We start from the raw sequence: 13,245 nt of genomic DNA, 5'->3' as shown, positions 1-13,245 counted from the left end.
CTGATTAAGTCAAAAAATGAAGAGTTGAGAGAACAACCCTGCGAGGCTAAGTCCGTCAGGCTCTGCGCTTTCGCTCCCTTAAATCACTTAGGCTTGTAGATACAAGAGCATTAGCTGAAAGTCCCGAGTATTGGAGGTGTTTTTGGTGAAGGTTTGGGTAAAATGTCAAGATCCTAATAACAAATATGGAGCAAAATTTACGTTAGGGAACAGAGATGTTGAGTTGCCTGAAACAGCTATTATATCAGTAACACGTGGGGAACGATTTAATATTACACGTATGATCATTAACGGGATTGTGAATGAAATTGTAAAGAAGCAGCTTACAAAGAATGAGAATTTGTTATATGCAGAGCTTTCAGGTCAACTTCAAGGAGGGATCGGTCAGACCGTAACTGTATGGAAAGATGCTAGTTCAATGAATTATTTTAGAACGAATGGAGCACATAAATTTGCAAAGAAGTTTTTTTCATGGGTGTTTTATAGTGGTGAAGTAAGAGCATATTTTTTAACATGGAAAACCGGAAATAGAATCCCATTAGATATAGAAATAGAAGGGATAATAAAGAAATATGGCAAATATTTTGACGGTGGAAAGCTTATAAGACATGCTCAGCAACCACCCGATAATTCCAGATGATAAAGTAGATCGACTCTGAAAGTGCAAAGGAGATACATATAAAAGTGACTTGGAGTTTGGATAGTGTTGTAGAAAGACATAAGGAAGCGCCCTATACGTTTTATGTACCTAGTGAATACGTGTTGAACAAGATTGAGATTGGCGAGTTGGTCAAGCTTATTTTTTTATGCGGGGAAGAAGATGCAGAATATTGTGGGGAAAGAATGTGGGTTGAAATCATCCATCGATCAGGTGATGAACTGATTGGAACATTACGGAATGAGCCGGTATCTATTAAGGATCTGGTTTTCGGTCAAGAAATCCATTTTAAAATCGAACATATTTGCGACACGATGCATCATGATCCTAGCGCTGTCAATTGGGATTATTATTTTGAGAAGAAGGTTGTTGTAACGAACGATGTACTGGAGCGAAATGAATTTAATTTTATGGTAAGGGACTTTCCTAATGAAGGCTCGGAATCGGATACGGGATGGAGTTTCTTTACGGGGTATGAAGAAGAAAACGATCCTGATGATATCGATAATTATCAATTTATTTCGATAGGGAAGGTATTGAATATAGATGATTCGATTCTTTCTTTTATAGATCGGGAGCCTCAATGTGCCTTTGAGAGAAATCTTGAAACGAAAGAGTTTTATGAGGTATTTGATTATGAGTGGGGAGAATAGATGAACGCTGTGCTGGATATCGCACATTCGATTTATAGAAAAAATGGCTGATGTCACAGCAATGAAGGAGAGGAATATGGAAAAAATTAATTTCTTGGAAACGAAGCCTGCCACTCGATTTGATGAACTTGATCCGAATCAAGATGGAAATAAGAACACCCGATTCGCAGACTTGATTATTGACGGAAGATCTATCTATCAAATGTTCAAAAAGCATGATTTGGTTCCATCTCTTGGTTGGGGGAGCGAGGCGAATCAAAAACTTATGATCGATTATTTTTTGTTGAGAGAACAACATGAATATATGTACAATAGATATCCGATTTTAGTATGTCCCTGGTGTGGCGACGAAGATTGTGGATTTATTTCGGTATTTATTGAGAGGGAAGAAGATATCGTAATCTGGAAGGATTTCATGAAAGATCATGATAATAAAACGATTCCTTTAGGGCCTTTTTACTTTAAATGGGATAACTATAAACAGGTAATTGACAGTACGTTTGGAACCGCAGGTATCCAGTAATTATTGTGTTCGTAATTCATGACTACTGTGACTGCAAATCGGCTTCCGATTGTTAGTTTGTTAGGACTGGCTATGGCGGCTTTCATATGCATTCTTACGGAATGCCTGCTGGCAGGTTTTTTGCCACAAATGGAACAAGATCTGGGGTCGGGTTGATTTGCATCGGGGGACTATATATGAAGCAATTGCCGACTATTGAATTAGAAAGATTGCTGCTGCGACCATTTCGTTTAGATGATGCGAATGTAGTTCAAGATAGCAGGTGATAAAAATATGAACTGAGTATATGCACGTATTTTTAGGAAAAATCTTGCAACTGGTCACCGGAACAGATAGCGGAGAAGACCGGTTCAAAAGCAGGCCCTTCGTCTGCTTCAAAACCATCTATCGGTGGATATACAATGGACGGTTGGCAGCCGGTGATTACGACATAAAGGCAAGCGTCAGAGGCCTCTGGAAGATGTCGGTTCAACCGATTAGCAAGCGCCCTAAAGAGGTTCGTAAGCGTGAAACCTTCGATCAATGGGAGCTGGATACCATTGCCTCTAGCCGTGGCAAAAGCAAAGCTTGTGTAGTCAATTTTATTGAGCGTAAGACACGGCACTACTTAGCCTTGAAAATGCCCGATCTTACCGCCTATTCGTTGGAGGTCGCCTTTGGTGGTTGCCAGTCAGTATCCTCAAGCTGCCCTTCAAACCACTACAGTAGATCGTGGGAAAGAGTTTGCTTGTTATGCCAGCCTTGAGAGCTTTCATAATCTAGAAGTATACTTTGCAGATTCGTATTCTTCCTGGCAGCGAAGCTCTAATGAGAACGGAAATGGTATTCTTCGGGAATTCTTCCCTAAAGGCCATGATTTTGCTTCGGTCACCGATGAAGATTTGGCTAGGGCTATCTGTCTCATTAACAATCGTCCTCGTAAATGTCTAGGCTGGATGTCTGCTTACGAAGCTTTCATGGATGACCTGTCGCACTTAGCTTGACAATCGATTCATGAATCAAGAATTGCCTTACACGTCCTTGTAATACAAAATAACAATTCGTAGGAACATCTCCTTGTCTAAGGAGCACTGTTCCTTTTTTATATTCCTCTAAATGAATAGATTCGAGAAAAATCCGCTGTTCCACTTTAGTAAGGGATGTATATTTCGCCATGTACTTCACCAATGATTCTTTCATGCTTCTCCCACTGATCACTTGGATTGATGAAATTAATAAATAGGAATAATCCTATCGCGAACCGGCTCACGTACCTAAACGAGCTTGTTCGCGATTTTTGTATGGCCGTAACGATAATAATACGCAACGTTTCCCTCATTTTGAATCGCCATAAAGTAATTAAAATGCTGATGAATGAGAATAGGGATAATAAGATTAGGATTCAAATTATAGAATACCGTTATCATGTTCAATACAGAGATAACCAAGAAAAAGAGAAATGTGACAAAAAATAACAATCAAAGTTATTGCCTTTTATTTACATAAAGAGTACATAAGTATTATTTTCCCGTTTAGTGACAAAAAAACAGGTCGTAAGACATGTGTTCAGGTATTCAGTAATGATATTATTATCCCGATTTTAAAAAAAGAAGGAGAAAATAGAGGTTCTACAATTGATTACATTATTCGCCATTTGCCCAGGGAAGTGGAAGTGATGTGGCGTGAAGTTGGTAGAAACGGTGCTAGCTATATAGGAGCTCGTTGATCCCTTCAGGCTGGCATTCGAATGGAAAGTAATATCGTAATCGATACAGAAATAATGGAGACCAAGAAGAAAATTCCAAAAAAAACGACAAAAATAGACAACTATCGTTATTTTCTTTTGTTTACAGAGGTATTTTTCATCGTACTTCGGTATTGTTTCCTCGTTTTGTGACAAAATTTTAGGTCTGAAGACATGATTTTTTAAGTGCTCAGCAATCCTTATCCGTACAAGCATTTTCTACAATTCACTACACCCAAAACCCACAGCAGCGATCAAATAGAATAGGGCTGTAACGCTAATAATACGCAACGTTTCCCCACATTTGAATCGCCATAAAGCAGTTAAAAAGCGGATGAATGAGAATAGGGAAAATAAATCAAATTATTGAGTACCTTTTTCATGATCGATACAGAATTAATGGAGCCCAAAAATTGAGCAACAAAAAAAGACAAAACTAGACAGTTTCCGCTATTCTCTTTTATTTCCATGAGTATTATACTTAGTGCATTGGTATTATTTTCTCATGTTTCGACGAGAATTTAGGTCTGATGACATGATTTTAAGTACCCAGCAATGATGTTATTGTGTCCCGATTTTTAAAAAAGAGGGGATGTAGGGTCAGAGGTGAAGTGATGAATTCAATTAAAGAAATGGAGAGGCCGATGTCAGGGAAACCAGGAAAAGAAAAGTTGATTTCGATCATTATGGCAGTAATGGGTATTATTCTGATCGCAGGTGGAGTAACGAAGTTATAGGGAAAGGAATGGGCATGGAAAAGTTATCTTTAGTCATAGGATCTTCGGAACAAGATTATTTGGAAATGTTAATGGGTTATGTTCGACAATCTGAATTTGTATCATCAATTTCAATTAAGGCATTTTCAAATAAGGAACATTTCATCTCCTATCTTAATAAACCCTCGTTGACACATATCACTCTAGTAGAGCCTGATTTTATTGATGAGGCTGAGATGAGAGAATCATGGGGAATGTTAATCTTTCTTACAAATAGCCAGTTTTCTAAACAAAGTGAAACGTATCCCTCCGTTTTTAAATATCAACCGATCCATCAATTAATTTCGACAATTACGACTCTATATCTAGAACAACATGAAGTGATCGCAGAGCAAAGCGCCGGTAATGGAAATGCGAAAGTCATCTCGTTTTACTCGATGGTCGGTGGGTCTGGGAAGACAACGGCCGCTATGAATTTATCGAGAGAATTGTCCCTTGCAGGCATGAAAGTAATGTATATCAACTTAGAAGATATCAGTTCATTACCGGTATGGTTCAATACGAAGCCTGGACATGGCTTTGCTGAAATATTGTATTATGTAAAATCTAATAAAAAACAAGTGATCGCAAAGGTGAATCAGCATAAAAAAACGGATATCGAAACGGGACTTGTGTACATAGAGCCGATTACGAATCATAGCGAGATTGAAGATATAACGCGCGAGGATGTTATAAGCCTTATTGAAGTTATTGTTCATTCGATGGATTACGATTACGTCGTGTTGGACTGCGAGACAAGCTTCCACGAACGGATAATGGGTGCTCTGGAATGCAGCCACCATATTCTCTGTTTCATGCAAGACGATATACAGTGTATCTACAAGACAGAAATCGGGTTGTCATATATGGAGGCTAGTGATCCGAATAAGTATTCGCATATTCTCTCCAAAATGCATTTTATACTGAACAAATATACGGGAACGGTCAGTAATGAGATAAATTTCACAGAGCTAGGGATTGAAGGATATTTGCCTTACGTTCCAAAGTGGAAGAACGTAAAGAGTGGCGAAGCGCTGCTCGCATCGCAGGAATTTAATACTGAGGTGCTGCGATTGGTCACATTATTTGCCCAGGGAAGTGATAGGGCGTGAAATTGGAAGAAACGGTATTAGCCATTAAGGAGCATGTTCGGGGCAGACTTGATTTGTCCAGCTCAACTTCTGATGAGGATTTGCTCCAAGTTATTGAAGAATCGGTATTTCAATATTCACAAGAACAATATTTAACGGCTCGAGAGAAGAAAGAGTGCGTAAATCGCATTTTTAATTCGTTTCGAGGACTAGATGTGCTTCAACCGCTAATCGACGATAAGAGTATTACGGAGATTATGATCAATAATTTTGACGAGATTTTTATCGAGCGGGAAGGACATGTGCATCGATATTCTGGCAAGTTCGAAAGTCAAGAAAAGCTGGAAGATATCATTCAACTCATTGTCGGGAAAGTGAATCGGGTAGTCAACGAAGCATCGCCTATTGTCGATGCTAGGTTGAAAGATGGATCTCGGGTTAACGTCGTATTGCCACCCATTGCATTAAAGGGACCTACCGTAACCATTCGGAAATTTCCGGAGAAGCCAATGACGGTTGAAGATCTCATTCAGCGAGGGGCTTTAACAAGGGAAGTAGCTACTTTTTTGAAGAATCTCGTCGTTGCGAAATATAACATCTTCATCGGCGGAGGGACGGGGTCAGGGAAGACGACTTTTTTGAACGCATTATCGAATTACATCCCAGCTGATGAAAGAATCATTACCGTGGAGGATTCCGCAGAACTTCAAATTCAGAGCGTCCCGAACCTAGTAAGTATGGAAGTGCGGAATGCCAACACGGAAGGCAAGGGCGAAATTACAATGCGAGATTTGATTAAATCTTCATTGCGGATGCGCCCGAATCGAATCGTCGTCGGGGAAGTACGCGGATCGGAAGCGTTGGAGATGCTTCAAGCTATGAATACAGGTCATGATGGATCATTATCAACGGGACATGCTAACAATACTTATGATATGTTGAGCCGGCTAGAAACAATGGTGCTTAGCGGTGTTCAATTGCCTGTTGAAGTTATCCGCAAGCAGATTAGTTCGGCGATCGATATTATGGTTCATTTGTCAAGATTGAGAGATAAGTCCCGTAAGGTTGTAGAAATTAGTGAAATTGTTGGTGTAGATCAAGGTGAGGTGCAGCTAAATCCGCTCTACGTGTTCGAAGAAGAAGGAGAGACACCAGAGGGCAAAATTATCGGGGGGTTAAAACCTACAGGAAACCCGCTGAAGAACATATTCAAGCTTAAAATGTCGGGTATTCAGATGTGAAAAATCGGTGAATGAGGAGGGGAATAATGAACATTATTCTAATCGCTTGCGGCGTTGGAGTAATTATCTGGCTTGTATATCTGATTTTGGATCGAAGGAAGCGTACATCAGTCAATGATCTATTAAGCAATGAAGGGTCTAAGGATATAAATGATCATGTAGAGAAGAACAAAGCGAGAACCCAACAAGAGTCGCACAAAGCTCGCAATGAAGCACTTATTCATTATGCAGAGTATACGTTATCCGCGAGGGAACGGACTGAAGCTATCGTAATTGGATATCTATTGTTCTTCGCTCTAGGATATTTGTTTTATAACAACCTCATTTTAGCAGGCGTAACGGGATGTTTTGGTTTTGTTAATCCGAAGTTCAAACGTAAAAAGTTGCTAGAGAAGCGAAAAAATGAACTGAATTTACAGTTTAAGCAAGCGCTTTATTCATTGTCATCATCACTAAGCGCGGGAAGATCCGTCGAGAATGGATTTGAGGAGACAATTAAAGATTTGCGCTTATTATATCCGGATCCTACGACCTATATAATACGTGAGTTTGAAATTATAACGCATCGTATACAGAACGGTGAACCGATCGAACGGGCATTGATGGATTTTAGTGAACGAGCCCAGTTGGAGGATATTGAGAACTTCACGGATGTCTTCATCAGTTGCAAAAGAACGGGTGGAGATCTTGTAGAGATTATTCGCAGAACATCCAATATTATCGGGGATAAGCTGGAGATTCAACAAGAGATATCCGTCATGGTGGCTCAGAAGAGATTCGAATCTAAGGCGCTGTCGATTGCACCGGTAATGATCGTTGCGTTCCTAAGTTTTAGTTCTCCCGATTACATGGCTCCGATGCACAGCGGAATGGGATATCTCATTATGACGATTGCTTTGGTCGTTTTGGCAGCCTGTTATTGGGTAACGCAGCGAATTATGAAGATCAAGGTGTGAATACATGATAATTTTATGGATTGCAATGTTGATAGTGGTTGGATGTATTGCAGCATCATTCCTGTTAGCAGGTCAGCGGTATAAGGAGTTTCTAGCAGAATATACGGGCAAATTCCAATTGGAATTCATGGCTCCAGCATCCTTGTATATCATTGACCGGTTTCAATTAATGGATCGGTTACATACGCGAATGAATGGTGCACATCAGAAAATAATTATGCTATACGGGGTGCAGAAAGGGCTGCAGCACACGAAGCTATTCATGGCGCAGCTCCTATCACTGATCATGCTCGTATTGTTGCTCGCCCTGGGATTATCCATTGCAGCAGAAGGGGAAATGATTCTAGCAGTTATGGGTCTATTATTCGCCGTTATTACACCTGTGCTAATGGTACGAGACTTGGATACGAAGATAAAGAAGAGAAAGCAAGAGATTCTTCTTGAGCTTCCAGAGTTCTTGAATAAGGTAACACTACTTGTCAATGCGGGTGAGACGGTACAGATGGCGATTCTTCATTGTGTTGATCAAGCCAAACAGCCAGAACGCAGCCCGCTCTATATGGAGCTTAAGGAGGTTGCGAATCAGCTTCGCAACAATTATTCCTTCGCGCAGGCGTTGGAGGATTTCAGCAAGCGCTGTTCGATTCAAGAAGTATCCGTGTTCACGACGACGGTACTATTGAATTATCGCCGTGGTGGCGAGGAGTTCGTCGTTGCGCTTCAAGAGCTGTCGCGCAATTTGTGGGAGAAGCGCAAGGCGATCTCACGCACATTAGGCGAAGAAGCTTCTTCGAAGCTTGTGTTTCCGATGGTCATTATCTTTATGGTTGTGATGGTAGTTGTAGCTGCCCCCGCAATTATGATGATGAAATAAATTATATGTTGGAGGGTCAATATGAAACGATTCACAGAAGGATTGAAGCGATTTTGGAAGAACGAGGAAGGGATTGGGACGCTGGAGATTATTTTGATTATTGCGGTTATCGTTATTATTGCAGTGATATTCAAGGGTTATATTGTGGAATGGGTGCAGAAGCTTCTTGGTAATGCTGACAAAACAATTAAAGATTTTGACAAAGCACCACCAAAACCATGAACATCCACAACCAATCTAGAAGGTTCTTTACGAACCAAAAGGGAAGTTTCACGATTGAAGCTTCCCTCGTTTTTCCGATCATATTCCTTGTAACAATCTTACTGATTTTTTTAAGTCTATATGTCTATCAGAAGTCGTCCCTGCACTATCTCGCAGATCGCACAGCCAAGAATGCTGCATGGACTTGGGATAACACCTACAAGGATGGACTGTCAGGAGCGTATGATCCATACGAAAAGGACGCAGGTACACAGCAACAGAAGCAGAACGATGGATTGTATTGGCGGTTCAGCGATTTCAATCTGCTCGATGTGCTGACTTTTCAGTTCTCGCGAGTTGGCTCGCCAAAGATTCTGACTGTGACAGGAACGGATCGTTCACAGCCTGCCAGGGGCGGGGATTTGGTTGCTTACAAGCTGCAGCGTGCCGTGAGCACGCTGCCTCCAGGTGTAACTGGATCGATCGAGTACAAGAATAATTTCTACAAACGGACTGTAACGGTTCGCCTGGAGAACCCGCTGCGCATGCCCGAATTTATTAAGGTACTATTCAGGCAGGATAGCGTTGAAGCGGAAGCGAGTTCATACATTACAGAGCCGACCGAGTTTATTCGAAGTGTGGATTTCGCATTGTATGCAGGCAAGAAGATGGTGACGACTTCCAAAACGACGATCATGTCGATTCTTAAGAAGAAAAAATAAATGTTATCGGATAAAGGCTGAAAAGGAGAGAGCATGAAGTGGTTCCGCAAAAATGAAAACGGTAGCATCACGTTGGAAGCGGCGATGGTGCTCCCTTTATTTCTTGCTTTTGTTATTTTGTTGATTGCTATTATTCGTCTTACGATTACGCAAATGGCACTTCAAAATGCGACGACGGAAATGACAAAGCAAGCTGCGACACATATTTATCCCATATCTTACGCGTTTAATGCATTTCAGGGGTCTCCGCTTGGTGAAGCTGTTCAGCAGGTGTATGAACTGGCGACGGATTCAGATGCACGCGTTGATAAAGCTGGAGAATTTATTGATTCGAAGATTGATGGTCTCGTGACGGATCCGATTGTTAATGGATTGCAGAAGCAACTGGAACAACAGGGGCTAGATCCAATGATTAGTCAAGTTATGACGGATTTCGTGAAAGATCATATATTGTCAGCTGCCACAAATGAATTGAAGGAAGAAGTTAAGAAAGAGGCAATTCCTCCGATTAAAGAGGCTAGCGAATCATTAGAAGAATATACGAAGCGTGTCGAGCAGCAAATGAAGGATCGCGTCAATAGTGCAGTGAACAATGCGGTAAGGCCATTCGTTATGAGTTTTGTAGATGAGAGACTTATCGATAAGAAAAATCTGAATATCACCAAATTAACATTGCCGAATCTCACGGATAAGCATCCTAAATTCGGCGTTAATGTCGAGTATACGGTCCGCCTCATTGTTCCATTTATATCTTATGATTTTAAGATTAGATCGAAGGCAGTGGAACGGGTATGGTCTGGTATGAGTTAGTCCCACAGCGAAGAGAGGCGTTAAGTCGTGCCCATAGAGTTCTATTTGTTAGGTGTATTTATCCTTATTGCGTTCTATACGGATGTAAGGTATAGCAAAATTCCGAATGTGTTAAATGTTTCAGGCGTTGCAGTAGGCTTGGCATACCACGGATATCAAGGAGGAGTTTCTGGTTTCCTGCACGCATGCTTAGCGGCAGTGATTGGATTTGCAATTTTACTGATTTTATATTTCTTGAAAGCGATGGAAGCGGGAGACGTGAAGTTATTCGCGGCGATCGGCGCGCTGACGGGCGTTGAATATGTGTTGTATTGCATGATGTACGCCATTTTGTACGCAGGCTTAATTGGCGTGTTCATTTTGCTGTTTCGGCGTGAATTTATGAAGCGAATCAGCCGCATGTTGAAGTATTTTCTCGGTGTGATAGTGCTTCGCAGCAAAGACTCCGTTAAGCAAATTGCGAAAGAAGACAACATGAGGTTTCCATTCATGTATGCGGTTCTACCAGCAGCAATAACGACTTGTTACTATTTCATTCAATAAAAGATAAAAGGGAGTAGGAACTTGCACATGAATCAACAGATTTATGGAATTACATATGAGTTGTTGCAAGATCAAGGAAATGTTCTTGTGTTCGGTCACGATGGACAGTTGAGTGGTTCAGCGCTTATGAACCTTCAAGTTCAAATGCTCCAATCGAATTCGATACCGAGATTATTGCCCGTAAGCATAGAAGAATTCAATTTATCTGCACAGTTACGCTATGATGTCGCTTCCAAGCGTCCACTTCTACAAGTGTTGTCGTCTGCTCCCATTCGCTTACTCGAATACTATGAATTGCTCTTCCAAATCGTATCAGCGCTAGAAGATAACAAGACGTACATGCTGCTGGAGCAGAATTATGTTCTGCATGAGAATTTTATTTATGTCGGAACAAGTATTCAAGATGTGCATCTCTGCTATCTTCCTGTGAAAGAATTAGCGAATAAACGCACGGTTGCCGAAGAGATTCGTGATTTGGCCATGAGCTTAATCGGCTATGTAAGAGAAGTGAAGGGTGAAGGATTCCAACGAATTCTGAACTATTGTCGAACTGAAGCCTTTCGTATAAGCGATCTGAAGAAATTATTGAAGAATAATATTCAAGAGATTCATGAGGAAGCGTACAGCAGCCCAGTTCATCAGCCGAGTCCGGCACCGAGTCAAGGTGCTAACGGCCATCCTAGCGCAGAGCGTGAATATGCTGCAGCACAAGAGGGGTCTCGCCTGAAGAGAACGACTCTTCAGGCGAGCGAAGTACCGGCAGCACAGACAAAACCTAAGTCGATGAATCAAGAAGAGGTGGGTTCATTGCTAGAAGTTCGAGCATACGAACCGTTGCAACAACGGGGGAAGATCGTTCTCATATTATTGCTGGTTCTAACGAATGCCATATTATTGAAATTGTATTTGGATGATTCTCGTGAAGGCATGATGTTAATCTGCCTAGGCTTATCGCTGCTTGCGTTCGATGCGGCCTATATCTTCGTTAAGTTTCGGCATTTATGGTTCGGTGCTAAGGTTCAAGGTCAAGGAGAGAGCATCAATTCGAAGCAGCCTCGTCCTAGCAAGAAGGTATCCAAGAAGGGCAAGAACGTAGTTGTCCATTCAGAAGATGTGGAACCTAAACAAATTCAATTCGAGAAGAAAATAAATATTCAAGAAGGAAAGGTACAACCGGATTCAATCGATCCGCAATATTACCAGAACTTATCGATGCAGACGACGTTGCTTAGACCAGATACATCGCAAGAAACAGTGTTGCTGGATCAAGGCATGTCACCATTGCACGGTCAAAAACCTCCGATTCTTGAAGTTCGAAAAGGCGATCATGTGATGCAGCAAGTGATTCATATGTCATCTTATCGAATTGGACGGGATGGAACTGCCGTTCAACATGTTGAAGATCTTGCCGGAGTATCGCGTGTACATCTTGAAATCAAGCGTGAAGAGAACGATTGGTATGCAGTGGATCTGAATTCAAAGAACGGAAGCGTGTTGAACGGGGAAGCGATGACGGCTAATCAACCTTATGTATTGCGAGATGGGGATGTTATTAAGATCATCACTACGGAATTTGTGTTCAGAACGGAGTAGCGCGATTGATAAGACATGACTGGGCGTACGGATTATCGACAGATGAAGGTCCCAATAAAAGGGTTAATGAAGATCGCTGTTTTCTGAGGATTGAGCGAAACCAAGAAGGTGATCAAGATGTGCTGGCCGTCATTGCAGATGGCATGGGTGGGTACGGTGCTGGGGATTACGCGAGTCAATTCGCCATAGAACAAGTGAGGTTATGGTGGGACTTGCGTTACGCTGCATTGATTCAGGCTCCGAACCCACGAAGCGCATTCGACGAGGAGATCGCAGTGTTATTCGCGCAAATTAACGCATCCTTATGTCGCGTTAGAACGACGCAAGGCAAGTTACCTGGAACAACTTTATCTGTTTTGATTGTACACCGGTCTCGTTTTTATGTGTATCATACCGGCGATTCAAGAATCTATCAATTATCATCTCAAGGGATGCTTAGTAAGCATCAACACCTCTTTCATCTACAACAATTGACGAAGGATCATTCATGGGTCGGACAAGAGGTTGCAGCCGGTCGGTTAGCGCGTACAGAGATGAATGGTCACCCTATGCGTCATGTATTGACCCATTGTCTAGGAATTAATCAAGAGTTGGAAATCTATCGCGATTGTGGAGATATCCGGCATGATGACATGTTCTTGTTATGCACTGATGGGTTTTATTCCATATTTCGTGACGATGAATTGGTTGAACTTATTCAATGCCATCAATCTCAATACGATTCATTGCAGGATATAAGCGATCAATTAGTTGCATCTGCCTGCAAACGAGATGCGATGGATAATGTCAGTGTCGTCATTATGCAAGCGCGGGAGCAAGTAGTTGGTCGATCCCGCCGTTCATTTTGGCGAAACTTGATCAAGAATCAGCGTTAGTCATCACATGAACGATGTATGGATAGG

At 41.6% G+C, this 13,245-nt stretch carries 13 protein-coding genes and 2 pseudogenes; 14 read left to right on the top strand and 1 reads right to left on the bottom strand.

Annotated features, from left to right (window positions below):
- Positions 1–145 precede the first annotated feature (145 nt).
- The 4 genes and pseudogenes from ABN764_RS16330 to ABN764_RS16315 form a co-directional block, all read left to right on the top strand.
- Entirely contained in the window at positions 146–640 is a 495-nt protein-coding gene (locus tag ABN764_RS16330; RefSeq protein WP_446672534.1) for a hypothetical protein, read from the top strand.
- Between the two features lie 44 nt (positions 641–684).
- Positions 685–1,311: an immunity protein Imm33 domain-containing protein gene (locus ABN764_RS16325; protein WP_446672533.1), complete on the top strand. Its 627-nt coding sequence runs from the start codon at positions 685–687 to the stop codon at positions 1,309–1,311.
- 76 nt (positions 1,312–1,387) lie between these two features.
- Positions 1,388–1,834, top strand: a complete 447-nt coding sequence (locus tag ABN764_RS16320) for an oxidoreductase (protein WP_446672532.1) — start codon at positions 1,388–1,390, stop codon at positions 1,832–1,834.
- A 317-nt stretch (positions 1,835–2,151) separates the two neighbouring features.
- Positions 2,152–2,817, top strand: a pseudogene (locus ABN764_RS16315) (IS30 family transposase); the annotation flags it as partial.
- A gap of 4 nt (positions 2,818–2,821) precedes the next feature.
- Here ABN764_RS16315 and ABN764_RS16310 read toward each other — a convergent pair.
- Positions 2,822–3,013: pseudogene (locus ABN764_RS16310) on the bottom strand (cyclic nucleotide-binding domain-containing protein); the annotation flags it as partial.
- Between the two features lie 1,496 nt (positions 3,014–4,509).
- On the opposite strand from ABN764_RS16310, the gene ABN764_RS16305 reads away from it, so the two are divergent.
- Genes ABN764_RS16305 through ABN764_RS16260 form a run of 10 tightly spaced genes read left to right on the top strand, consistent with a single transcriptional unit; the run spans position 4,510 to position 13,218 of the window.
- Complete coding sequence (locus ABN764_RS16305; RefSeq protein WP_446672531.1) at positions 4,510–5,424, top strand: AAA family ATPase; 915 nt, start codon at positions 4,510–4,512, stop codon at positions 5,422–5,424.
- On the top strand, positions 5,421–6,644 hold the full coding sequence (locus ABN764_RS16300) for a TadA family conjugal transfer-associated ATPase (protein WP_446672530.1): 1,224 nt from the start codon (positions 5,421–5,423) through the stop codon (positions 6,642–6,644). The genes ABN764_RS16305 and ABN764_RS16300 overlap by 4 nt, the downstream gene beginning before the upstream one ends.
- Positions 6,645–6,670: 26 nt before the next feature.
- Positions 6,671–7,600: a type II secretion system F family protein gene (locus ABN764_RS16295; RefSeq protein ID WP_446672529.1), complete on the top strand. Its 930-nt coding sequence runs from the start codon at positions 6,671–6,673 to the stop codon at positions 7,598–7,600.
- A gap of 4 nt (positions 7,601–7,604) precedes the next feature.
- A complete protein-coding gene (locus ABN764_RS16290) occupies positions 7,605–8,474 on the top strand; it encodes a type II secretion system F family protein (protein ID WP_446672528.1) in 870 nt (289 codons plus the stop codon).
- A 21-nt stretch (positions 8,475–8,495) separates the two neighbouring features.
- A complete protein-coding gene (locus ABN764_RS16285; RefSeq protein WP_446672527.1) occupies positions 8,496–8,696 on the top strand; it encodes a Flp1 family type IVb pilin in 201 nt (66 codons plus the stop codon).
- A complete protein-coding gene (locus ABN764_RS16280) occupies positions 8,693–9,397 on the top strand; it encodes a TadE/TadG family type IV pilus assembly protein (RefSeq protein ID WP_446672526.1) in 705 nt (234 codons plus the stop codon). The genes ABN764_RS16285 and ABN764_RS16280 overlap by 4 nt, the downstream gene beginning before the upstream one ends.
- 33 nt (positions 9,398–9,430) lie before the next feature.
- On the top strand, positions 9,431–10,207 hold the full coding sequence (locus ABN764_RS16275) for a TadE/TadG family type IV pilus assembly protein (RefSeq protein WP_268624600.1): 777 nt from the start codon (positions 9,431–9,433) through the stop codon (positions 10,205–10,207).
- Positions 10,208–10,234: 27 nt separating this feature from the next.
- Positions 10,235–10,750 (top strand): A24 family peptidase, encoded by a 516-nt coding sequence (locus ABN764_RS16270; RefSeq protein ID WP_268624601.1) that lies wholly within the window; start codon positions 10,235–10,237, stop codon positions 10,748–10,750.
- Between the two features lie 27 nt (positions 10,751–10,777).
- Positions 10,778–12,343: a DUF6382 and FHA domain-containing protein gene (locus ABN764_RS16265; RefSeq protein WP_446672525.1), complete on the top strand. Its 1,566-nt coding sequence runs from the start codon at positions 10,778–10,780 to the stop codon at positions 12,341–12,343.
- A gap of 5 nt (positions 12,344–12,348) precedes the next feature.
- On the top strand, positions 12,349–13,218 hold the full coding sequence (locus ABN764_RS16260; RefSeq protein ID WP_446672524.1) for a PP2C family protein-serine/threonine phosphatase: 870 nt from the start codon (positions 12,349–12,351) through the stop codon (positions 13,216–13,218).
- Positions 13,219–13,245 lie beyond the last annotated feature (27 nt).

Origin of the sequence: Paenibacillus wuxiensis (assembly GCF_040195695.1) — a bacterium.
GTDB lineage: Bacteria > Bacillota > Bacilli > Paenibacillales > Paenibacillaceae > Paenibacillus_B > Paenibacillus_B suaedae.
This window is presented reverse-complemented; position numbering and strand designations above follow the sequence as displayed.

What these genes read in the sequence shown, in the direction of transcription:
- ABN764_RS16320 (WP_446672532.1), top strand. Translation starts at nt 1,388, where the DNA reads ATGGAAAAAATTAATTTCTTGGAAACGAAGCCTGCCACTCGATTTGAT.
- ABN764_RS16305 (WP_446672531.1), top strand. Translation starts at nt 4,510, where the DNA reads ATGAGAGAATCATGGGGAATGTTAATCTTTCTTACAAATAGCCAGTTT.
- ABN764_RS16295 (WP_446672529.1), top strand. Translation starts at nt 6,671, where the DNA reads ATGAACATTATTCTAATCGCTTGCGGCGTTGGAGTAATTATCTGGCTT.
- ABN764_RS16290 (WP_446672528.1), top strand. Translation starts at nt 7,605, where the DNA reads ATGATAATTTTATGGATTGCAATGTTGATAGTGGTTGGATGTATTGCA.
- ABN764_RS16285 (WP_446672527.1), top strand. Translation starts at nt 8,496, where the DNA reads ATGAAACGATTCACAGAAGGATTGAAGCGATTTTGGAAGAACGAGGAA.
- ABN764_RS16280 (WP_446672526.1), top strand. Translation starts at nt 8,693, where the DNA reads ATGAACATCCACAACCAATCTAGAAGGTTCTTTACGAACCAAAAGGGA.
- ABN764_RS16275 (WP_268624600.1), top strand. Translation starts at nt 9,431, where the DNA reads ATGAAGTGGTTCCGCAAAAATGAAAACGGTAGCATCACGTTGGAAGCG.
- ABN764_RS16265 (WP_446672525.1), top strand. Translation starts at nt 10,778, where the DNA reads ATGAATCAACAGATTTATGGAATTACATATGAGTTGTTGCAAGATCAA.